This is a genomic window from Shewanella sp. HN-41 (genome assembly GCF_000217915.1).
Lineage (GTDB): Bacteria > Pseudomonadota > Gammaproteobacteria > Enterobacterales > Shewanellaceae > Shewanella.
On the sequence record NZ_AFOZ01000044.1, the window covers coordinates 121,123 to 141,398 of the forward strand.

General features: G+C 47.1%; 20 protein-coding genes, 1 pseudogene and 1 riboswitch. Of the genes and pseudogenes, 8 read left to right on the top strand and 13 right to left on the bottom strand.

Going from position 1 to position 20,276, the window contains the following annotated elements:
* Positions 1-125: 125 nt before the first annotated feature.
* Positions 126-287, top strand: coding sequence for a hypothetical protein (locus SOHN41_RS17895; protein WP_007651791.1), 162 nt, complete (start codon positions 126-128; stop codon positions 285-287).
* A 14-nt stretch (positions 288-301) separates the two neighbouring features.
* Here SOHN41_RS17895 and SOHN41_RS17900 read toward each other — a convergent pair whose 3' ends face one another.
* The 7 genes from SOHN41_RS17900 to moaA form a co-directional block, all read right to left on the bottom strand.
* Entirely contained in the window at positions 302-1,405 is a 1,104-nt protein-coding gene (locus SOHN41_RS17900; RefSeq protein ID WP_007651796.1) for an ABC transporter ATP-binding protein, read from the bottom strand.
* The gene (gene modB, locus SOHN41_RS17905) at positions 1,386-2,066 is read right to left on the bottom strand and encodes a molybdate ABC transporter permease subunit (protein ID WP_007651797.1); all 681 of its coding nucleotides are present in this window, start codon (positions 2,064-2,066) and stop codon (positions 1,386-1,388) included. The genes SOHN41_RS17900 and modB overlap by 20 nt, the downstream gene beginning before the upstream one ends.
* Positions 2,067-2,074: 8 nt before the next feature.
* Positions 2,075-2,875 (bottom strand): molybdate ABC transporter substrate-binding protein, encoded by an 801-nt coding sequence (modA, locus tag SOHN41_RS17910; protein ID WP_007651798.1) that lies wholly within the window; start codon positions 2,873-2,875, stop codon positions 2,075-2,077.
* Positions 2,876-2,954: 79 nt separating this feature from the next.
* Entirely contained in the window at positions 2,955-3,422 is a 468-nt protein-coding gene (gene moaE, locus SOHN41_RS17915; protein ID WP_007651799.1) for a molybdopterin synthase catalytic subunit MoaE, read from the bottom strand.
* Position 3,423: 1 nt separating this feature from the next.
* Positions 3,424-3,675, bottom strand: a complete 252-nt coding sequence (gene moaD, locus SOHN41_RS17920; protein WP_007651800.1) for a molybdopterin synthase sulfur carrier subunit — start codon at positions 3,673-3,675, stop codon at positions 3,424-3,426.
* A gap of 23 nt (positions 3,676-3,698) precedes the next feature.
* Positions 3,699-4,175: a cyclic pyranopterin monophosphate synthase MoaC gene (moaC, locus tag SOHN41_RS17925; protein WP_006079755.1), complete on the bottom strand. Its 477-nt coding sequence runs from the start codon at positions 4,173-4,175 to the stop codon at positions 3,699-3,701.
* A 79-nt stretch (positions 4,176-4,254) separates the two neighbouring features.
* Positions 4,255-5,256 (bottom strand): GTP 3',8-cyclase MoaA, encoded by a 1,002-nt coding sequence (gene moaA, locus SOHN41_RS17930; RefSeq protein WP_007651801.1) that lies wholly within the window; start codon positions 5,254-5,256, stop codon positions 4,255-4,257.
* Positions 5,244-5,377: riboswitch (molybdenum cofactor riboswitch) on the bottom strand. It overlaps the preceding gene by 13 nt.
* Positions 5,378-5,625: 248 nt before the next feature.
* On the opposite strand from moaA, the gene SOHN41_RS17935 reads away from it, so the two are divergent.
* A complete protein-coding gene (locus tag SOHN41_RS17935) occupies positions 5,626-7,275 on the top strand; it encodes an electron transfer flavoprotein-ubiquinone oxidoreductase (RefSeq protein WP_007651804.1) in 1,650 nt (549 codons plus the stop codon).
* Between the two features lie 305 nt (positions 7,276-7,580).
* Positions 7,581-9,497: a methyl-accepting chemotaxis protein gene (locus SOHN41_RS17940; protein WP_007651806.1), complete on the top strand. Its 1,917-nt coding sequence runs from the start codon at positions 7,581-7,583 to the stop codon at positions 9,495-9,497.
* 73 nt (positions 9,498-9,570) lie between these two features.
* Here SOHN41_RS17940 and SOHN41_RS17945 read toward each other — a convergent pair whose 3' ends face one another.
* The 4 genes from SOHN41_RS17945 to SOHN41_RS17960 form a co-directional block, all read right to left on the bottom strand.
* Positions 9,571-9,927: a DUF4870 domain-containing protein gene (locus tag SOHN41_RS17945; RefSeq protein ID WP_007651807.1), complete on the bottom strand. Its 357-nt coding sequence runs from the start codon at positions 9,925-9,927 to the stop codon at positions 9,571-9,573.
* Between the two features lie 31 nt (positions 9,928-9,958).
* Complete coding sequence (locus tag SOHN41_RS17950; protein ID WP_007651810.1) at positions 9,959-10,648, bottom strand: MOSC domain-containing protein; 690 nt, start codon at positions 10,646-10,648, stop codon at positions 9,959-9,961.
* A 207-nt stretch (positions 10,649-10,855) separates the two neighbouring features.
* Positions 10,856-12,313, bottom strand: a complete 1,458-nt coding sequence (locus tag SOHN41_RS17955) for a sensor domain-containing diguanylate cyclase (RefSeq protein WP_007651811.1) — start codon at positions 12,311-12,313, stop codon at positions 10,856-10,858.
* Between the two features lie 302 nt (positions 12,314-12,615).
* Complete coding sequence (locus SOHN41_RS17960; protein WP_007651813.1) at positions 12,616-13,467, bottom strand: PfkB family carbohydrate kinase; 852 nt, start codon at positions 13,465-13,467, stop codon at positions 12,616-12,618.
* 370 nt (positions 13,468-13,837) lie between these two features.
* Between SOHN41_RS17960 and SOHN41_RS17965 the strand changes: the two genes are divergently transcribed.
* The gene (locus tag SOHN41_RS17965) at positions 13,838-14,023 is read left to right on the top strand and encodes a hypothetical protein (protein ID WP_237703931.1); all 186 of its coding nucleotides are present in this window, start codon (positions 13,838-13,840) and stop codon (positions 14,021-14,023) included.
* Positions 14,024-14,031: 8 nt separating this feature from the next.
* Here the strand turns inward: SOHN41_RS17965 and SOHN41_RS17970 are convergent, their stop codons facing one another.
* Positions 14,032-14,427 carry a hypothetical protein gene (locus SOHN41_RS17970; RefSeq protein WP_007651815.1) on the bottom strand — a complete coding sequence of 132 codons (396 nt, stop codon included), beginning with the start codon at positions 14,425-14,427 and terminating at the stop codon, positions 14,032-14,034.
* Positions 14,428-14,779: 352 nt separating this feature from the next.
* On the opposite strand from SOHN41_RS17970, the gene ovoA reads away from it, so the two are divergent.
* Positions 14,780-16,894 (top strand): 5-histidylcysteine sulfoxide synthase, encoded by a 2,115-nt coding sequence (gene ovoA, locus SOHN41_RS17975; protein ID WP_037459602.1) that lies wholly within the window; start codon positions 14,780-14,782, stop codon positions 16,892-16,894.
* Positions 16,895-17,043: 149 nt separating this feature from the next.
* Here the strand turns inward: ovoA and SOHN41_RS17980 are convergent.
* Positions 17,044-17,367 (bottom strand): annotated as a pseudogene (locus SOHN41_RS17980) (methyl-accepting chemotaxis protein); the annotation flags it as partial.
* 356 nt (positions 17,368-17,723) lie between these two features.
* Here SOHN41_RS17980 and SOHN41_RS17985 point away from each other — a divergent pair.
* The 3 genes from SOHN41_RS17985 to SOHN41_RS17995 all read left to right on the top strand — a co-directional run bounded on the left by SOHN41_RS17985 (position 17,724) and on the right by SOHN41_RS17995 (position 20,245).
* Positions 17,724-18,035 (top strand): pyrimidine/purine nucleoside phosphorylase, encoded by a 312-nt coding sequence (locus SOHN41_RS17985; protein WP_007651821.1) that lies wholly within the window; start codon positions 17,724-17,726, stop codon positions 18,033-18,035.
* Positions 18,036-18,308: 273 nt separating this feature from the next.
* A complete protein-coding gene (locus SOHN41_RS17990) occupies positions 18,309-18,905 on the top strand; it encodes a TetR/AcrR family transcriptional regulator (RefSeq protein WP_007651824.1) in 597 nt (198 codons plus the stop codon).
* A 182-nt stretch (positions 18,906-19,087) separates the two neighbouring features.
* Complete coding sequence (locus SOHN41_RS17995) at positions 19,088-20,245, top strand: iron-containing alcohol dehydrogenase (RefSeq protein ID WP_007651826.1); 1,158 nt, start codon at positions 19,088-19,090, stop codon at positions 20,243-20,245.
* Positions 20,246-20,276 lie beyond the last annotated feature (31 nt).

Genomic DNA, 20,276 nt, shown 5'->3' on the forward strand with positions numbered 1-20,276 from the left:
TGATTGAATGTTAGCGGGTATTTTAGTCCATCTGTGTCGTCAAAAAGTTGGATTAGCAAATAGACCGCACTCAACTAGAGTCAGATAACCTAACTCAGGTAACGGCATTTTTAATCGGAGCGAATATGAAATTAGTCACACGATGGATAAGCTTAAGCTTGTTACTCGTCGCGGCATTAGGCGCCTACGCCTATGGCAGTGCCTCGAGCGCCGTGGTATTCATCATCTTAGGCATGCTGTTGGAAGGAACATTTTGGATTGGATTACTTGGTAAAAAATGTCATTAGAATGCAATATCTCATTATTCCAAAATATGAATTTGTTCGGATTTGAGTGCCACTGTAGTTTGCATTCCTTTAGCGAGTGCAAGCTTTTGGGCAAAATGCAGCGAGACTTCGGTGTTAAGTTGTAACTGAGTACCCGTGACATAGCAGATAAGCCTAACCGATTCACCCATCACCAGCATAGTGTCGATAGTAACATCTAACTTATTAAAACTGCGGCATAAACGTCCATTGGATATCGAGTTAAATCGTATGCCTTGATTGGGGATCACCCAGCGAACCTGCGATCCGACGGGGCGCCCCTTGCCATAGTCACAGGCGATCAACTGCTCGCCAAACTTAAGCCAAGTGAGGTCCTTTGTGCTGTCTTGAAACACCACTTCACCATCGAAAATATTCCTCAGACCCATCTGCCTTGCCACGGCCTCGTTACGTGGACGCGACAGCACCTCAAAGGGGGCGCCCTGTTGTAACATCTGTCCTTGGCTGATCAATATCATAGTATCCGCCAGTAATAGGGCCTCATTTAAATCATGGGTAACCATGATCACGGGGCATAACAACTGCTCTTTGAGGCGAGCCAGTTCAAGGTATAAACGCTCACGGGTTTCTCTGTCTACCGCAGAAAAAGGCTCATCGAGTAATAACACCGAAGGCTCCCGAGCCAGCGCCCTCGCCAGTGCGACCCGCTGCCGCTGGCCGCCGGATAAATGCGCCGGCAATCTATCGGGTAATCCATGCAGATTCACTCGCTCTAACCAATCTTTAGCACGCACAATGCGCTCAGATTTGGGGATATGGTCAAGTCCAGCGACTACGTTCTCTAAGGCCGTCAGATTGGGAAATAACCCAAAATGCTGCGGCATATAACCTATATGGCGTTGCTGTGGGCTCAAGGCGATACGCGTATTGCCATCAAACCAAGGCCGTTCGCCAAAATGGATTTGGCCCGCATCGGGATGATTTAACCCAGCGATCATCCTTAGCAACGTCGTTTTCCCGCCGCCAGACGGTCCCACCACAGCGAGTACCTCCCCCGCCTTGCAGCAAAAATCGGCGCTGAGTTTAATGTGTTTATGGTTTTGGATCTGGCAATGCAGATCAGCGATGATTTGCGCCACGCTGACCTCCTAAACGCCGTGACAAACTGGTTGTCAGCGCCAAAGCCGTTACCGCAAACAGTAATAACACTAATGACATAGTGCCAGCGGCATTGAAATTGAAGGCTTGCACACTGTCATAGATAGAAATCGAAATCGTCTTAGTCTCTCCGGCGATATTGCCGCCCATCATCAGCACCACACCAAATTCCCCAAGCACATGGGAGAAACACAACACCAGCGCAGTTAACACGCCTGGCCATACCATAGGCAATTCAATTTTAAGCAATATTTTAAGCCGACTCATGCCGCAACAAGCCGCTGCGTCGCGAACATCGTTCGGCACAGCCTCAAAAGCCCGCTGAATAGGCTGCACAGCAAAGGGAATATTAATGAGCACGGAGGCAATAACCAGCCCCGAAAAATGAAACACTAACTGCTGGCCAATCAGTTGCTCTATCCATTGTCCGAGCCAACTCTGACTACCGAGTCCCACCAGCAAGTAATAACCAATCACGGTCGGCGGTAACACTAAGGGCACCATGATCAGCGCCTCGACCCAAGATTTGCCGACAAATTGACGATAGGCTAAGGCTCGCCCAGCGAGTATCGCAAGGGGGAGCAGCACCAAGACTGTGATGCTACTGAGTTTGACCGATAACCAAAGCGCCTGCCAATCCATTGAAATCCTTAACTTACGGGCAAACCAAAACCGTATTGAGTGAATACGGCACGGGCGGCATCTGACTGGAGATATAGGTAGAAACGCTCGGTGGTTGAGCTCGCATTAGGCATTAACGCCATACGTTGATTAAGCGGAGCATGGAGCTCCGAGGGTAAAGCTAGGTAATGGCCGAGAGCCTGAAACTGCGGCGCAATCGCCAGTGATAAAGGAATAATCCCGCCTTGAGTCGAGCCGCTGATCGCAAACTGTGCCGCTTGGGAGGCGTTTTCGCCTAAGATCAACTTGGCTTGCAGATCATCCCATAAACCGAGCTTTTTCAATAACTCACGGGCTCGTTCACCGTAGGGCGCATGGTCAGGATTGGCAATCGCAAAGCGATCTAGTTGGCCCGTAGCCACTAACGCTTTTAGGCCAGTCAGTTCGACATCTAATGTGAGCGGTGAGTTTTTAGGGGCAACTAAGGCTAAACGTCCAACAGCATACTGCACGCCTTCATCGCGGGTGAAACCAGCTTTTTGCAACTCATGGATGTAACGTTCATCGGCGCTTAGCAGCATCTCAAATGGCGCGCCGTGTTGAATTTGCGCGACAAAATTCCCCGATGAACCATAGGAGACCCGTACTTTAAGGCCTGTTTCTGCGGTGAAATTTTTAACAATGTCATCTAAGGCAAATTTGATATTGGCTGCAGCGGCGATGGCAGGAATTGGAGCATTATCCGCTGCGCGGCTGGTCGATGGCATGACCGCCAGGCAGAATAGTAATGCTAAACCAAGGGGATAGAAGAAACGGATCAGACTCTGCATTGGGTCACCTTAGGGTAATATTCGCGCGGCTCTTGAACGGGCAAGTTGGTTTGCTATTACGAGTACCGCTATCGTGCGGCTACTCTTTGTGTTGCCACAACTGCGCCGCCTGTTCATCGGCATCCTTTGCTTCAACCCAATTTTTGCCTTGCTCACCCGCTTCTAGTTTCCAGAAGGGCGCCTTGGTTTTTAAAAAGTCGATTAAAAACTCACAGGCGGCAAAGGCGGCTTTGCGATGGGCGCTGGTCACCCCAATGAACACAATTTGCTCACCTAGGGCCATAGTGCCGACACGGTGGATCACTGTGACTTTGTTCAGTGGCCAGCGGCTGCGCGCCTCGGCGACAATTTGCTCTAGCACAGCTTCGGTCATGCCCGGATAATGCTCTAAGGTGAGATCTGTGACCGTAGCACCATCGTTAAAATCCCGTACCTTGCCAATAAAGGTCACGACGGCACCATCACTATCGTCTTGGGCTAACTGGTGGTATTCATCGGCCACACTAAAATCGACTTCTTGCACTCGAATTGCGGGTAACAGACGCATATCAACCCCCTGTAACGGGTGGAAAGAAGGCCACTTCATCACCGTCTTTAACGGGCGCATCCCATTGGCTAATCGTTTGGTTGACCGCGACCAGCAATTTATCAGAGGTTAATACCTTGGCCCATTTATCATCGGTTGCCGCTAGTGCAGCGCGTAATGTTTCGGCTGTTTGCATCTGCTCATTAGCTTCAATGCTTAACTTGGCCGTGCCCAATAATTCTCGAACTTGGGCAAAAAACAACACGTTAATCATAATCTTCCCTCGTTTTTGATCCGCTAAACCTTAAAATGCCCAGACTTGCCGCCACGCTTTTCCAGCAGGCGAACTTGGGAAATCACCATATCTTTTTGCACGGCTTTGCACATATCGTAAATAGTGAGCGCCGCCACTGAAGCCGCAGTGAGGGCCTCCATCTCGACCCCTGTTTTGCCGGATAATTTACATAAGCTGGTGATCCGCACGCGGTTATGTTCGGGCTGTGCCTCTAAATCGACCTCGACCTTAGTCAACATCAGCGGATGACATAAAGGGATCAGATCTGAGGTCTTTTTCGCCGCTTGAATTCCCGCAATCCGCGCGGTGGCAAACACATCACCCTTGTGATGACTGCCGCTCATGATCATCTCGAGTGTCGTGCTCGCCATCTCGATAAAGGCTTCGGCGCGGGCTTCACGCTCGGTCACGGCCTTCTCGGTCACATCGACCATATGGGCATTGCCATCGGCATTGATATGGGTAAATACATTGCTCATTAAAGCGTTCCTTTAAAATGAAGCCTAATCAAGGCGCAGGGAAAGGGTGCAACTAGCAGTGCTCAATCCAACATTATTGCTAAGGCGAGCAGATCCGCCCTAGCCACCAATAGAGGCAAGATGTTGGGTCACCCCCAGTAATGCCTTGGTGCAGATAATGGGTTTCTTTCTTCTGGGCTAACTGACCGTGTAAGCGCTCAATTAATTCCGCTTGTTGATCAGGATGTTGCAGTAGATCACGCAAATCGACGCCGGACTCGGTAAAGAGGCATAAATGCAATTTGCCCTTTGCAGATACGCGCAAACGGTTACAAGTAGCACAAAAATTATTGGCATAGGGCATGATCAAACCAATACGGCCCTTATAATCGCTGTGGCTAAAATTTTGAGCCGGGCCATCGGAGGCGCTTGGGGCATCGAATTGCCAACCGTCCGCCAATAACTGCGCCTTGATATCGGCACCCGCTAGATGGTGGGCCTGAAAATACTCGCGGCCTAAACCCGTCTCCATCAACTCGATAAAACGCAGGTCGATTGGTGTGTGTTTAATCCAATGCAAAAAGCGGGGTAAATCTTTATCATTCAGCCCCTTCAGTAGCACAGCATTAATCTTTACCCGCTCAAAACCCGCCGATAATGCGGCATCAATGCCCCGCATCACTGCATCAAACTTGTTCTCACCGGTGATTTGATAAAACATCTTAGGATCTAAGCTATCCACTGAGACATTGATACGTCGTAACCCGGCATCGAACCACTCTTTGGCATGTTTCTCGAGTCTATAGCCGTTAGTGGTAGTCGCAATGGTATGAATGTGGGGATTATTGGCCACTACGCGAATAATGTCGGTAAAGTCCTTACGCAGCGTAGGCTCGCCACCTGTAATGCGGATTTTTTGGGTACCCACTTGGCTAAATGCGGATACTAAGTTTTCTATCTCATTGAGAGATAAGAATTGTGGCTTGCCATTGGGGTGGTAACCATCGGGGAGACAATAGCTACATTTAAAGTTACAGACGTCAGTGACCGACATCCGCAAATAGTGAAATTTTCGACCAAAGCTGTCTTGTAATTGAGACATGATCACCTTTCCAAGTGTGGGAGGTGAGAGCATTTCTTTACTCACCCCGGTGGCATTATTACCACGGCTACACCTCCATATCTATTGACTTAGGCAGGCAAGCTCGGAGAACCGTCAGCCGTGATTATAGGCCGAAAGTGGCTCCGAGCTATACCCCTAAACAGGTATTTATTAGCCAAGTTCCCCTTGGCGTGAATAATCTGTGACAGTGCTCACCCAAAGATTTGTATTCAATTAGACTAAACAGTAGGTTTATCCACTGTGCCCTTGCCCTATTTTCAGGTAAGGTGGGTGTTAGCAATAAAACGCCCGTTTACAAACTACAACACCCGATAAAAATTGGGGAAACGCGAAGGAAGAGGTGAACTGATGGAACGCGAATCAATGGAATTCGATGTTGTTATCGTCGGGGCAGGGCCAGCAGGCTTGGCTACTGCGTGTCGGTTAATGCAAATATCACAGGATTCAGGTAAAGAAATCACCGTCTGTGTGGTAGAAAAAGGCTCTGAAGTGGGCGCGCATATTCTATCAGGCGCAGTATTCGAACCTAAGGTATTAGATGAACTGTTTAGCGACTGGCGTGAAAAAGATGCTCCGGTGAAAACCGCTGTCACCCAGGATGAAATCTACCTACTCAGCTCCGCCACAGAAGGCCGAGCCATGCCGAATGCCCTTGTGCCAAAAACCATGCACAACGAAGGCAATTACATTATCAGCGTAGGCAATTTGTCCCGTTGGCTCGCCACTCGCGCCGAAGAACTGGGTGTCGAAATCTTCCCCGGCTTTGCCGCGAGCGAACTGCTATTTAATGAAGATAATAGTGTTAAAGGCATTTTAATTGGCGATATGGGCGTCGGCGCCGATGGCCAGCCCAAGGACAGTTACATGCCCGGCATGGAACTGCACGCTAAATATACCGTATTCTCCGAGGGTTGCCGTGGTCACTTAGGCAAACAACTTATCGAAAAATATCATCTCGATAACGGTAAAACGCCGCAACATTACGGCTTAGGCTTCAAAGAAATTTGGAAAGTCCCCGCCGAGCAGCACGAGCAAGGCAAAGTCGTGCACACCGGTGGCTGGCCATTAACCGATGGCGCCTCCGGCGGTGGTTTCCTCTACCATATGGAAGACAACCAAATTGCGGTCGGGCTGATTATTGATTTGAATTATAAAAATCCACACTTAAGCCCCTTCGATGAATTCCAGCGCTATAAAACCCACCCTGTGATCGCGAAATATCTGACCGGTGGTGAGCGTTTAAGCTATGGCGCCCGCGCTATTACTAAGGGCGGCTTAAACTCGCTACCTAAGATGAGTTTCCCCGGCGGTCTTATCATAGGTTGCAATGCGGGCACCTTAAACTTCGCCAAAATCAAAGGCACCCACACTGCGATGAAGAGCGGTATCGTTGCAGCGGAAACCTTAGCCAAAGCTATGATGGCGGGGGTTGAGGGCGGTAAAGATCTCGACTGTTACCAAACCCACTTTGAAGAAAGCTGGTTACATGAAGAGCTGTATAAATCCCGCAACTTTGGTCCAGCAATGCACAAGTTTGGCACTTTGCTCGGTGGCGCCTTCAATTACATAGATCAAAACTGGTTTGGGGGTAAATTCCCTATCACATTGCGTGATGAACACCCAGATTACGCACAAATGGCGCCGGTGAGTGCTTACAGCAAGATTGATTATCCAAAACCCGATGGCAAGCTAAGCTTCGACAAGCTGTCTTCAGTCTATCTGTCGAGCACTTTCCATGAGGAAGATCAACCCTGCCATTTGCGCCTCAAAGACAGCAGCATCCCACTGGGCATTAACTTGACTCAGTTTAATGAGCCTGCCCAGCGCTACTGTCCAGCCGGCGTGTATGAGATCGTCGAAGAAGCGGGTCAACCTAAGTTTGTGATCAATGCGCAAAACTGCATTCATTGCAAAACCTGCGACATTAAAGATCCGAGCCAAAACATCACTTGGGTTACCCCTGAGGGCGGCGGCGGACCGAACTATCCGAATATGTAATCTAAACGAATAAGGCGTTCAAATGAACGCCTTACTTTTGCTTGCTTAAAAGATACATTTTGGTCACAATTGCGCCATAAAAATCGCACGCGTTCAATCAGCAACTCATTTCCATCTATACTCTACATAATTAGATCTACCGCAAGACCAACGGGTTAGGCCAAATAAATGTCTTGATACGCTGTTTTATTCGGCAATCGACCTAGACTAAGGTTAACTTTTAACATTCCTGTCCGATAACCACTATTGTACAAGAGTGCGTCGACCGATATTTCCAAACGTCCAACACAGGCATATTGATATTTATGATATTGAATAACCTCACCATCAAGCAGAAGATCCTGCTGACAGTGACATTTGCAGTGCTACTGTCGACCATACTCGTCGGCGTATTGAGCCAAAACAGCGCTAAAAGTGTCGTGCAACAACGTATGCTCGGGTCGGAAATGCCCAGCTTAATGATGCAAATACGCAATAAAATTGAGTTGGATATCTCCAGCTTAATGAACGCCGCGGAGCAACTCGCTAATAGCCGAATGCTATTGCAATGGCTCGAAAACGATCGCCCACAGGAGCAAGAGGCCCAAGTCGTTGCTCAATTAAAGGACATCACCCGTCAATATAAATTGGCCCAGGCTTCCTACGCCGACAGACAAACCGCCGCCTATTACACTCAAGATGGGTTTCTGCGCGTACTCACCCCCGCACAGGATGGCTGGTTTTTTGGTTACCGGGATAGTGGCCAAGAACGTATGTTAAACGTGTTTACCGAGGCCAACGGCGAAGTAAAACTCTTTATCAACTATCAGCAACCCAATGGTCGAGGCTTAGTCGGTCTAGCCAAATCCCTCGATGATATGGTGCGTTTACTCGGCTCTTTTAAAATTGAAGATACGGGTTTTGTTTACTTAGTCGACGCTAAGGGCGAAGTGAAACTTCACCCGGATCCACAGCAGATTGGTAAGAGCAGCCTCAGCAGCTTGTACTCAGGCTCTAATTCAAGTTCATTGTTAAATCGTAGCGATTTCAATTTAATCGATATTGAGATCAATGGTGAAAACACCTTTGTGGCCAGTAGCTATATCCCTTCGATGGATTGGTATTTAGTCGCCCAAGTCCCGGAGGCTGAGGTGTTTGCGCTCCTAAAAGATGCTGCCTACCAGATCCTTATTTGGACCCTGATCATTGCCGCAGGCTTTATTATGCTTGCGATTGTGGTCGCAGGCTCGGTCAGCCGTCCTATTGCCCAAGTCGCTACCATGTTCCGTGATATTGGTGAAGGTGAAGGTGATCTACGTCAACGCTTACCCGTCAATGGTGAAGATGAAATTGCGCAGTTAGCCCAAGGATTTAACAGCTTTATCAGCAAGATCCAAGAGTCGGTCATTGAAGTAGCCCAAACCAGCGAACAACTCGGATTTTCGGCGAAGGATGTGTCCAATCAGGCCCAGCAAACCTTAGAAGACAGCCACGAGCAGAAAGATCGCACTATGATGGTGGTCACCGCTATCAATGAGATGGGGGCGACGGTGAATGAAATTGCCAGCAATGCCGCCCAAGCCGCCGTTGCCGCTAAAGATGCCGATACTGAATCTAGCAGCGGTCAGGTGGTCGTCACTCGTGCACGGGATACCATTAATCAACTATCTAAGGATGTGGAACAGGTCGGTGAAGTGATCGAGTCCCTTGCGACCCACACTAAGTCCATTGGGGGGATTTTAGATGTGATCCGCGCCATTTCCGAGCAAACGAATCTGTTGGCCCTGAATGCTGCCATTGAAGCGGCACGCGCCGGTGAAGCGGGACGCGGTTTTGCCGTCGTAGCCGATGAAGTGCGTAATTTAGCATCGCGTACTGCGGCATCGACCAATGAAGTGCAAGGAATGATAGACAAACTGCAGTCTGAGGCAAGCCGCGCCGTAGCGGCAATGGCCCAGAGCCGTACTCGCTCCCATGAAGGGGTCGCGGCCGTCGATGAAGCCAGTCAATCCTTAGTTGGTATCAGTGACCGCATAGGTTTAATCAGCGATATGAATATTCAAGTGGCCGCCGCAACGGAAGAGCAATCGACCGTGGTGGAGGATATCAACCGTAACGTAACTGAAATTAACGATATCACCCAACGCACCGCCAACACGGCTCAAGCCGCAGCACAGGCGAGCCTCGCACTGAATCAATTAGCCCACCGCTTAGATACTTTAGTGGCTAAGTTTAAGGTGTAACTCTTTATTCCTGCCCCATAAAAAACGCCTTAGATGGAGACATCTAAGGCGTTTTCTTTATTTCCATTAACACTCAATCCACCGCAATAAATCTAATGGTGAGAGGATAACGATACACTTGCCCCTCACTGGCTTTGATGATCCTAAGCACAGTGCACACAAGATCCAAAATAGCGAGCACAATTAAGAAGATAAATCCAATACCTATGAAGGCCAGCACACCACTGATAATCACATAGATCAGCAAACTCAGTTTAAAGTTCAAACAACTGCGACCACATTGATCGACAAATACTGACTCTTCGCGTTTCATCAACCAGATGGTCAGTGGTCCCAAAATTGAGCCCAGCGGCACTAGGTATCCAATAAAGCTTGAGGCGTATACCAGTAAGCCAAAATCTCTATCACTTTTTGTAACGGGTTCAATCATAAGGTCATCCTTGATTTATCATTATAAATACTTATTTACCGCTCGGCCCATATAAGCGCATTTGCCAATCTTCCACCGTTTGCGATGCTAAGCGCCGTTGTAGACTATTAACCCAACTCTGTGCTAATCCCTCACAGGAAGCTAAACGATCATAGCCGCTGGCATTAAAGGTGGGGGAAAAATAGAGTGCCATGGCCTCGGCCACACAGATATCGGTTCGGCGCTCAAGCAATTCAATTTTATCTTGTAACTGAATCACTCCTGGGGTGAGTATTCGGTAGAACCAGCCACATAACTGGCTTTGCTGCATGGCCAATGCAAAATCCCTGTGGCCAAATTGTAGGTTTAGCTTAAAACAGGGTGAACGAGGTTGAGTGACCTGCACTGTTACCTGACCAATCTGCAGGACATCACCAATATTCACTTGGGTTTCATTGAGCCCAACTGTACTGATGTTTTCCCCCATACTAGGGGCATCTTCGAACCGAGTGATTAAATCCCAACGGCGATATTGGCCATAGTGTTCACGGGGAAAATGATGCAACACCCGGTCGAGCCCACCGTGGTGTTTAGGATCGGCTTGGACATCCCCTTCGACATGATCGAGATGCACTATCAGTTGCTCTGCGGCTTGCTTACCGTTAATCCCTGTAGAAACCCCTTCAATCTCTTGGATATTTGACCCTGTATACAATCCAGATAACTTGTTTACCAACAACATCGGTAACTCCCTTCTCAATGGCTGACAAGACATAAATACACACGGCGAGGCTTCAACACACCTGCGACTAAGACCATACTAAATAGCAGCTTAAAATTGTAAATCACTCTATCGGGCTAGCAGAATGTTGGATCCCTAAAGGAGCGTCTTGGGAGAAAAAGCGGGCATACAACACTCGACCACATTAAACCATTAGTGTTCAATAACTTAGTGATTTAATGCAACTTGATTACGCCCAGCCTCTTTTGCTTGATACAAGGCTAAATCGGCCCGTTTAATTAAATCTTCCACGGGTTCCTGCTCCTGAGACTCCGCCACACCGATACTGGCCGTAATAGAGATGTGAACCCCGTTAACTTTAAGCTCCCGTTGAGAAATCGTCCGACAAATCTGCTCAGCAAACTCCGCCGCTCGGCTTAAATCCATTTCTGGCACTAGGATTAAAAACTCCTCTCCCCCCCAGCGGCACAACACGTCTTGCTCTTTAAGTTGACCGCGCAATAGGTTACATACGGTTTTCAATACGAGATCGCCAATGCTATGTCCATAGTTATCATTCACTTTTTTAAAGTGATCTATGTCGAGTAACAGGATAGACATGGCGGCTTGATCCGACTTGGCTTTCTCCAATGCGCGATGAAAATACTCTTCAAACACTTGCCGGTTAGCGGCGCCGGTGAGTTTATCCGTCGAGGCCATGATCTCCAACTTACGCTGATAGCGGCCTAGGGTCATGTTGGAGATAAATAGAATGCCAAGAGTAACCACTAGACTCAACGCCAAATTACCCCAGAAGGTGTTAAGGAGTTCTTGTTCCTGTGGGGCTTCTTCCTGTTCAACAATTAAATACCATTTAAACTCAGGGACTAAACGGCTGTTCAAATAGATGGTTTTACCATTTTTATGATAACTAAAGGCCGCACTCGGGCTAGTCAAAATACGCGTCGCTAAGGTGTCGAGGCCAGCACTGGTTTGCAATGAATCGGCACCATCATATTCATCGCCATGTAGGGTCACATTCCCCTGCCTATCGGTAAAGAAAACCCGCCGGTTATAACGTTTTTGATAAAGCTCAATCAGTGACTTAACCTTCTCTACCGCTAAACCAACACCGGTAACACCAATAAACTTACCTTCAAAATCAAATACTTTGTAGTTTACAAATACGGTTGTCTTAGTCCTATCCGCCGTATCGGCATCGATATTGATCTCATAATGCTCAGCCTCAGGCAAAGAACGCACTCTAAAGTACCAAGCGTCATTTGGCTCAACATCTTGAATTTGCGTTAAAATACCCTTTGGGTGGTAATAGTTACGACTCTGCTCGGAGACGAAAAAACTCGTCACCGTACCGTACTTTTCTTGGATTTCCTTTAAATACCGAATGAGCTTCTCAGGCTCTTGTTCGCGGTTTAATGTCCAATCTCGAACAAAGGTGTCCTGGGCCATCAGGGAAGAAATAAAAATCGGACGCAGCAGATCCTGTTGAATTTCTGAGTAAATATTATCGCTGGTGAGGGGTAAGGTATTACTCTCAATTTGCTGACTGAGTGAATCATGGGCAACTTTGTAACTGATACCACTAGTGACTAAAAATGCGGTCAATAATAATACCGACAACAACCAAATAAATTTCTTTTTATCATTCCAAACATGATTGCCCATTCTTAACTCCAACGACGACATACTTTGAACGGCTTATTATTTTTTTCAAGTATTTGAGCTGAACAAATGTTAACGCAATTATGTAATTGCCGCACAATATTTCAGCAACATGAACGTTCTTGAGGGAAATAACATTTTTTGGGTAAAAAAATGCCCCGTTGGGGAAACGGGGCAAAACATGCGAAACAACAAGATGGGAGAAAAATATCAGAAAATGTTAAAGGACAAGAGCTATGCGTCACTGTGGCTAATCTACCAAGCCTAAATGACAGAAAGATGACTCAACCCTTAAATAACAACTCTTACGTCGACTCTTTTGTCTCTAAATACTGTTTCAGTGCATCCCCAGGAATCGAACTGTCTGTCGCCACCGCAAACGCTGCCCAGATAGCGCCTTCGGCCATGGCTTGGGTAATTGTCTGCCCCAGACACAAGCTATGTATTAACCCCGCCGCATAGGCATCTCCGGCACCTGTGGTATCGACGACTTTCGCGGGGACAGCGGGGACATGCTGCACTTGATCTTGGGTATATACCTTGGCCCCATTGATACCATCGGTAACCACAAAGTAATCGAGTGAGTCCCCAGCAATACTCACACCATAGTCCCAGAATGCGGTTTCACATCGCCCCTGCATATCACTCGCCGATGCCAATAACACATGGCAGGGTCTTGGCCTATCGTCCTTAGCTAATTGGGCGACAACGAGGCAATGATCTAGTGCTGTTTTTGCCCAACTGACCGCCCCCTCAGCCGAAGTATTAAAATACAGCGCATCCCACTGCTGCCACTTGGGTGGCACAGATAATTCAAATATCGGTCTTTGGGGGCGAATAATAGTGCGTTCACCGTCGGGCGTCATCACGAGCAGCATTTCACAGGTATTACCGGGACGGCGCTGCACCAAACGACAATCCAGCCCTTGAGTACTCGCCTCTGCGATGACCCAATCACCCACTTTATCCCGACCTACCTGACTGACAAGTGCAACCCTATGACCCGCCCACACTAGGCCGAGCCCGGTATTCGCCCCACCTCCCCCCAACCTTTGTCCACCGTCTTGATAATGAAAACGACCACCTGTTTTTAATGGTTTATCAAGCAATAAAATCCGATCACAGTTGAGGTTAGCAACCAGCAAAATATTCGCCATTACACGGCTCCAGAGGGCAGAAAAAAAGCGCCAGTTAAGAAACAAGAAATGCCCCAATCTAGACCAAAATCTCCTTAGGGACAATCCAATACTCTGGTATTGGGTTCTAGCGGGATATGCAGCCAAAATATTTTGCCTGTGTAAGCCTTTTCCCATTGTTCTATTGAGCAAATCGGTACTCAGATCATGTAAAAACTGCAAGAACTTATTTAACAATATGTTTATAAAGGCTAAATATTAAATTTAGCCACCAGATATATCCATGTCATTAGACTGTCATCAAGGACGTTCAATAACACCTAATGGAAAAACGTTAAAATGCGCACTCAAGGATGAAATACAGAATGGAGTCAATCCAAGGCTAATGGAAATGCCATATAACGATGAGGATAGAGAGGAGCAATTGCGGCGTTATCGACTCTGCCTAGAAGAATTTAATACATTGGAGTTTCACGACACCTACGTTGCTCAAATAAAGCAGGAATATCTGTTATTGAAAGAGCTGATGGAGGAGCAGCAGGCCACAGTGGCGGAACCTAACTACCCCTTAAAATGACACCCCTGTTAACCCATCGGTGTCAATGGTGACAAAGAGGCCAATTTCACTTCTAACTGCCAATCGAGGACCACCATATCAGAGGGTTGCCAGCTCTCATCAACCCACTCGTAAATTTGCCCAGGATCTTCCTCTGCATTTACTAACAGACGGCGTCCATCCTTTAAAACTAAAGTATAATCAAGCCCCTGAGCATCAACACTCTCTATATCCCCCAAGACGTTATGATGTATGGCCGAAATTGTTCCAGTCGCCTTTACGGCTGGGTTACCCTTGGCTCCGCTGTAAAATCTTAATGCCTCGTTAGTCGCGGGTTTATGAAATATAAACTCCTCAGTCACGCCCACTACGAGTGACGGATCAAGTTCATACCAGGCGGGTATCCATAATGCGTTCATTGTCATCCCGTTATATCCTGCATAATAATGTTACGGACGGGATCATTCTGCCTTAACCTAGGGAGAGAAAATACTGTTCAAGGATAAAATAATTTTTACTGTGCTGAGCCCCGAACTCTCCCCTTTGACATTGCAATAAAAGACTAAACAACAAGGTCATATCATCTGATATGCAACCTAGGATACTGGCATTGGACTCTCTTGACCTTTCTGTTAGTTTGGGAAAACGAAGAGATAAAATGACATCTGCTGTCGGCACTATGATCCTAGATCTCGCTTGAGCGTATACAGTCGTAATACCGATAAGCCATTACCACGCTTGCATTGCAGGCCTACAAATATGGAGTTTGCTTGCCCTATGGAAAAGCCGAACATGCAAAACCCTCAATCCCTCAAACTCACGGGTGATAATGAGGTGCAAAAACGTCAAACACTAAAGCAATATTTTAACCAGACCTGGGCACTGTACGAATCACTGTTTGATCTTATCCAGCAGGATTGTGCCTACTTTCTGAAAGCCGAACCGCTACGCCATCCACTGATTTTTTATTTTGGGCATACGGCCACTTTCTATATCAACAAACTCAAACTCGGCAAATTTCTCGACGAAAGGGTAAATGACAACTTCGAATCCATGTTTGCCATAGGTGTCGATGAGATGTCCTGGGATGATTTAGATGACACCCATTACCAATGGCCCAGCGTGTCGGATGTTCGCCAATATCGTCAACAGGTGGAAGAAGTGGTTAACAGGGTCATAGACACTATGCCACTATCATTGCCAATCACTCAGGAGAGCCCAGCCTGGATCATTCTGATGGGGATTGAGCATGAACGTATCCATTTAGAAACCTCATCCGTCATCATCCGCCAACTGCCAATCGAACATGTCGCACCCAACCCACATTGGCCCGAATGCCATGACTCAGACATAGCCGAACCAAATCAACTCATTGCCGTGGCAGGACAAAAAATAACCCTAGGGAAAAAGGAAACGGATCAAACCTATGGTTGGGATAACGAATACGGTAATAAAACCTTTAAGGTCGCTGATTTTAAGGCATCAAAGTATTTAGTCACCAATCAAGAATATCTCGCCTTCGTTACGGCGGGTGGATATCAAACGGCGCATTTTTGGAATGAAGAAGGCCAAGCCTGGCTCTCCTATACACAGGCGAAAATGCCACGTTTTTGGTGCCAGCGGGAGGGAAAATGGTGGCAACGCAATTTGACGACAGAAATTCCCCTCCCCTTGAATTGGCCTGTGGAGGTGAATCAGCTCGAAGCTAAGGCTTTCTGTAATTGGAAATCCCAGCAGAACCAAAGCAGCATCCGTTTACTCACCGAGGCAGAATGGTACATTCTTCGGCAAAATATTCCCGTCGATGCGCCAGACTGGCATGAAGTGCCGGGTAATATCGCACTAGCCTATTACGCCTCTTCCTGCCCAACCAATCGATTCGAACATAATGGTTTTTTCGACATTATTGGCAACGTCTGGCAATGGACAGAAACGGCTATCGATGGCTTTAACGGTTTTGCAGTGCACCCTCTGTACGACGATTTCTCGACCCCGACATTCGACGGTAAACATAACCTCATCAAAGGCGGCTCTTGGATTTCCACAGGGAATGAAGCCATTGCCTCCTCACGCTACGCATTCCGGCGTCACTTCTATCAACATGCGGGGTTTCGCTATGTGGAGTCCCTACAAAATCCAGCCCAAATAGCCGAGGTCAACGTGTACGAAACCGATGAACTGATTTCCCAATACCTTGAGTTTCACTATGGTGCCGAATATTTTGGTGTCGCTAACTTCTGCGTGAATGGCGTGCAGCAAGCGCTGAGTGAAATTCAACTCACCCATACAGCCAAAGCACTCGATATCGGCTGCTCCGTTGGACGCGCCAGTTTTGAGCTGGCAAAAGTGTTTGATCATGTTGATGGTATCGACTTTTCGGCACGCTTTATTCAACAGGCCTATGCGCTGACCGAACAAGGTGAGAAACGCTACACCATACGTACCGAAGGTGACTTACAGGAGTTTAAGAGCGCGAGTATCGCGAAACTGGGATATGAGCGAGAGGCGAAAAAGGTCAACTTTATGCAGGGAGACGCCTGTAACTTGAAGCCCATCTACACTGGTTACGATTTAGTTTATGCCTCGAACCTCATCGACAGACTGAACGATCCTAAGCACTTTTTAACCAGTATTGGCCAGCGGATAAATCAAGGAGGTTATCTTGTCATTGCATCGCCATACACTTGGCTTGAGGATTATACGCCGAAGGATAAATGGTTAGGTGGTGTTAAAGTCAAAGGAGAGAACTTCACCACCTTAGATGGCCTGACCGAAACCTTGATCGGCCAATTTGAGCTAGTCGCAGTGAAGGAGATCCCCTTCGTCATCCGCGAGACTAAACGTAAATTCCAACATTCCATCTCGGAAATGACAATTTGGCGTAAACGTTAATTGTCACTCATGGGATAACCAACTGAAGTCCCGATAAAAATATCCGCCAGAAATCCATTTCTGGCGGATGTGTAACATCCAGCTCAGTCATATTCGCAGCACCAACTAAGGTTGAACACGGCAAATACAGCGCAAATACCTACACCTTAAACTGTGCCGTCATCCCGAATGATAAACAGATCGTAGAAACCTAAAGACTTATTTAATGACCTTAAGGTCTCATCTATGTCGGAGAGAGTATCGAGGCTTTTTTGGCTGGCGATGACGGCACTCACTGCCTGCAAGTTATCTGAAAAATCCTGAAACATACCGACAATCTGTCGCTGTTTGATCTCGCGCACCGCCACTAAACGAGACTGAGCCTCGGCAAATAACTCATCCCGAGCAATGTAAGTCACTATCGCGGTAGCAAATATGAGGGGTAATAGGACAATCAATAAACTGATCAGCTGAATTTTACGAGTAAAACCCATGGGGAGACTCCTTGTCGCGCTTCGAATTCCATTCCTTCACTCTTTGCAGCATTACATCTGCCCTAAAACTATAGGAGAAGAATCTCTGCTAAACAAAGCGGCGCAGATTATTTTCATCAAAAGGTCAAAAAATACTGCTATCTAATTCTTTTTAAATAAAAAAATGATTAATAACTTTAAATAACAGCTAGGCCATACCGACCATTCCAAACAAAATGATATAGTGAAAAACACTTATAAACAGAATGTTAGCATCACTTTATATTCAGCACGCAGAACCACACAGCAAATGATGCATTGAAATTTATTAAATATGCATATAAATTCATCTCAAGCCAATTTATAGAGGATTAATAATGAGTTTAATTGAACAAGTATCAGTCGCTAAAAAAGCCAACATCTACTTTGAGGGTAAAGTGGCCAGTCGTAGCGTATTTTTTGCCGATGGCAGTAAGCAAACCTTAGGCGTAGTGCTGCCTGGAGAATATGAATTCTCGACTTCTCAAGGCGAAATTATGGAAGTCACCAGCGGTACATTTGAAGTCCTGCTCCCTGGAGCTTCGACCTGGGAAGCCTTCGAAGCAGGTACTCAGTTTGAGCTTGCTGCAAATGTCAGCTTTAAAATTCGTAACACAGCCATTGCAGAGTACTGTTGCAGTTATCTCTGATCCTCTCGATTGATTTCAATACCAATGGTTAATCGAATGCTCACAGTGACGATTTATCTCAGCACTGTGGGTATTTTGTCCCGCCCGACTATTTCTCCTTGCCACAATATCAGAATACTTTATCCGTTTGACTTTCTATCAATCCGGCCGTTTTGTTAAGCTGACTAGGGCCGCTTAAAGCTCGCGACATAATGAAGACTAAAGCGAGCGTGCTGATATTGCCGATAAAAACAACACTAGACGACCGGTCTAATTTAATTTATCCTAAGCCACATGAAAATTGAAACCCAATCCACTCGCCAGCATATTCTCGACATCGGCTATACGCTGATCGTCCGCAGAGGCTTCTCCAGCGTCGGCTTATCGCTACTGCTGCAGGCGGCCGAAGTGCCTAAAGGCTCGTTTTATCATTACTTCAAATCCAAAGAACAGTTTGGCGAAGCGCTCATAACTGATTATTTCGAGAAATATCAGTTAGATTTAGACACATTATTCAATGACTCAACACTGACGGGCTATCAACGCTTGATGCAGTACTGGCAACAATGGTTGCACGTACAAGCCGATGGCTGCGTAGATCAAAAATGCCTCGTCGTGAAACTCAGTGCCGAAGTGGCCGATTTATCCGAAGCCATGCGCGTTGCCTTGCTTAAAGGTTCCGCCGGCATCATCGACAGGTTAACCACTTGTGTTCAAGTTGGCATAAACGACAGTTCAATCGCCGAGCAAAATCCGCAATCGACCGCTGAAATGTTGTATCACATGTGGTTAGGTGCCAGCTTAATGAACAAGTTAGGCCATAGCCCCGCGGCACTCGAACGTGCGCTAGTGACGACTAAAGCCATTTTAACGCCTAAAACGGCCCTTTAACTTAATACCGATTCAAAACCAATATTTGCTGATATCAGTCAGCCCAGATTTTTAAAAATACATTTTCACGCCCTCAAATTAGACGACTGGTCTACTAATTTGATGGGCGATTAATTAACGCAGCGCATTTAACACTGCTAATTTAAAGTAGCTCACTTAAAGTGATAAGGGATAAATCATCCATGCTAAATTTTAACTATTACAACCCAACCCGTATCCGCTTTGGTAAAGACACTATCGCCGAAATTGATGCTTTAGTACCGAGCGATGCCAAAGTTATGATCCTATTTGGCGGCAGCAGCGCCAGAAAGACAGGCACGCTAGATGAAGTAAAACAATCACTTGGCAATCGTTTCATCGTCGAGTTCGATGGCATTGAGCCAAACCCAACCTATGAAACCTTAATGAAAGCCGTTGCCCAAGTGCGCGAACAGAAGATCGACTTCCTCCTCGCAGTAGGTGGTGGCTCTGTTATCGATGGCACTAAATTTGTTGCCGCAGCTGCGGTATTCGAAGGCGAACCTTGGGACATACTCACTAGCTGGGGTGCAAAAGTGACTCAAGCTATGCCTTTTGGCTCAGTATTAACCTTGCCTGCGACGGGTTCAGAGATGAACAACGCCAGCGTAGTGACCCGCAAATCACTGCAAGCTAAGCTGCCATTCCGTAATGACTTGGTTTATCCACAATTCTCAATACTCGATCCGACGAAAACCTTCACCCTGCCAGAGCGCCAAGTGGCCAACGGTGTAGTAGATGCTTTTGTACATATCACAGAGCAATACCTCACCTACCCAGTCAACGCCGCCGTACAGGACAGATTTGCCGAAGGTCTGTTACAAACCTTGATTGAGCTTGGTCCACAGGTGCTAGTTCAACCGGAAGACTACGACATTCGCGCTAACTTAATGTGGGTCGCCACTATGGCACTCAACGGCACGATTGGCGTCGGCGTGCCCCATGACTGGGCAACCCACATGATAGGTCATGAACTGACCGCGCTGTACGATATCGACCATGCGCGCACATTGGCAATCGTATTGCCTGCCCTGCTGCAATGTACAAAAGAGGCTAAACGCGAAAAGTTACTTCAATACGCAGACCGAGTGTGGCACATCAACACAGGTTCCGATGACGAGCGCATCGATGCCGCTATTGCAAAAACCAAGGCTTTCTTCGAAGCCATGGGCATACCGACACATTTATCTGCCTATGATCTCGATGCCAGCCACGTTGATACCCTAGTGAAACAGCTTGAACTGCACGGCATGGTGGCACTCGGCGAACATGGCAACATTGACCCAGCAATGAGCCGTGACATTTTGACCTTAGCCCTATAACGTCAAATGAACTAAACCCAAAGCTCACACG

Bases quoted from the DNA above. Each gene is read 5' to 3' on its own strand.
- moaD (WP_007651800.1), bottom strand. From the start codon at position 3,675: ATGATTAACGTGTTGTTTTTTGCCCAAGTTCGAGAATTATTGGGCACG.
- SOHN41_RS17935 (WP_007651804.1), top strand. From the start codon at position 5,626: ATGGAACGCGAATCAATGGAATTCGATGTTGTTATCGTCGGGGCAGGG.
- SOHN41_RS17970 (WP_007651815.1), bottom strand. From the start codon at position 14,427: ATGACAATGAACGCATTATGGATACCCGCCTGGTATGAACTTGATCCG.
- SOHN41_RS17950 (WP_007651810.1), bottom strand. From the start codon at position 10,648: ATGTTGTTGGTAAACAAGTTATCTGGATTGTATACAGGGTCAAATATC.
- SOHN41_RS17940 (WP_007651806.1), top strand. From the start codon at position 7,581: ATGATATTGAATAACCTCACCATCAAGCAGAAGATCCTGCTGACAGTG.
- SOHN41_RS17895 (WP_007651791.1), top strand. From the start codon at position 126: ATGAAATTAGTCACACGATGGATAAGCTTAAGCTTGTTACTCGTCGCG.
- SOHN41_RS17945 (WP_007651807.1), bottom strand. From the start codon at position 9,927: ATGATTGAACCCGTTACAAAAAGTGATAGAGATTTTGGCTTACTGGTA.
- SOHN41_RS17985 (WP_007651821.1), top strand. From the start codon at position 17,724: ATGAGTTTAATTGAACAAGTATCAGTCGCTAAAAAAGCCAACATCTAC.
- SOHN41_RS17955 (WP_007651811.1), bottom strand. From the start codon at position 12,313: ATGGGCAATCATGTTTGGAATGATAAAAAGAAATTTATTTGGTTGTTG.
- SOHN41_RS17995 (WP_007651826.1), top strand. From the start codon at position 19,088: ATGCTAAATTTTAACTATTACAACCCAACCCGTATCCGCTTTGGTAAA.
- SOHN41_RS17990 (WP_007651824.1), top strand. From the start codon at position 18,309: ATGAAAATTGAAACCCAATCCACTCGCCAGCATATTCTCGACATCGGC.
- ovoA (WP_037459602.1), top strand. From the start codon at position 14,780: ATGGAAAAGCCGAACATGCAAAACCCTCAATCCCTCAAACTCACGGGT.
- modA (WP_007651798.1), bottom strand. From the start codon at position 2,875: ATGCAGAGTCTGATCCGTTTCTTCTATCCCCTTGGTTTAGCATTACTA.
- moaE (WP_007651799.1), bottom strand. From the start codon at position 3,422: ATGCGTCTGTTACCCGCAATTCGAGTGCAAGAAGTCGATTTTAGTGTG.
- SOHN41_RS17965 (WP_237703931.1), top strand. From the start codon at position 13,838: ATGCCATATAACGATGAGGATAGAGAGGAGCAATTGCGGCGTTATCGA.
- moaA (WP_007651801.1), bottom strand. From the start codon at position 5,256: ATGTCTCAATTACAAGACAGCTTTGGTCGAAAATTTCACTATTTGCGG.
- modB (WP_007651797.1), bottom strand. From the start codon at position 2,066: ATGGATTGGCAGGCGCTTTGGTTATCGGTCAAACTCAGTAGCATCACA.
- SOHN41_RS17960 (WP_007651813.1), bottom strand. From the start codon at position 13,467: ATGGCGAATATTTTGCTGGTTGCTAACCTCAACTGTGATCGGATTTTA.
- moaC (WP_006079755.1), bottom strand. From the start codon at position 4,175: ATGAGCAATGTATTTACCCATATCAATGCCGATGGCAATGCCCATATG.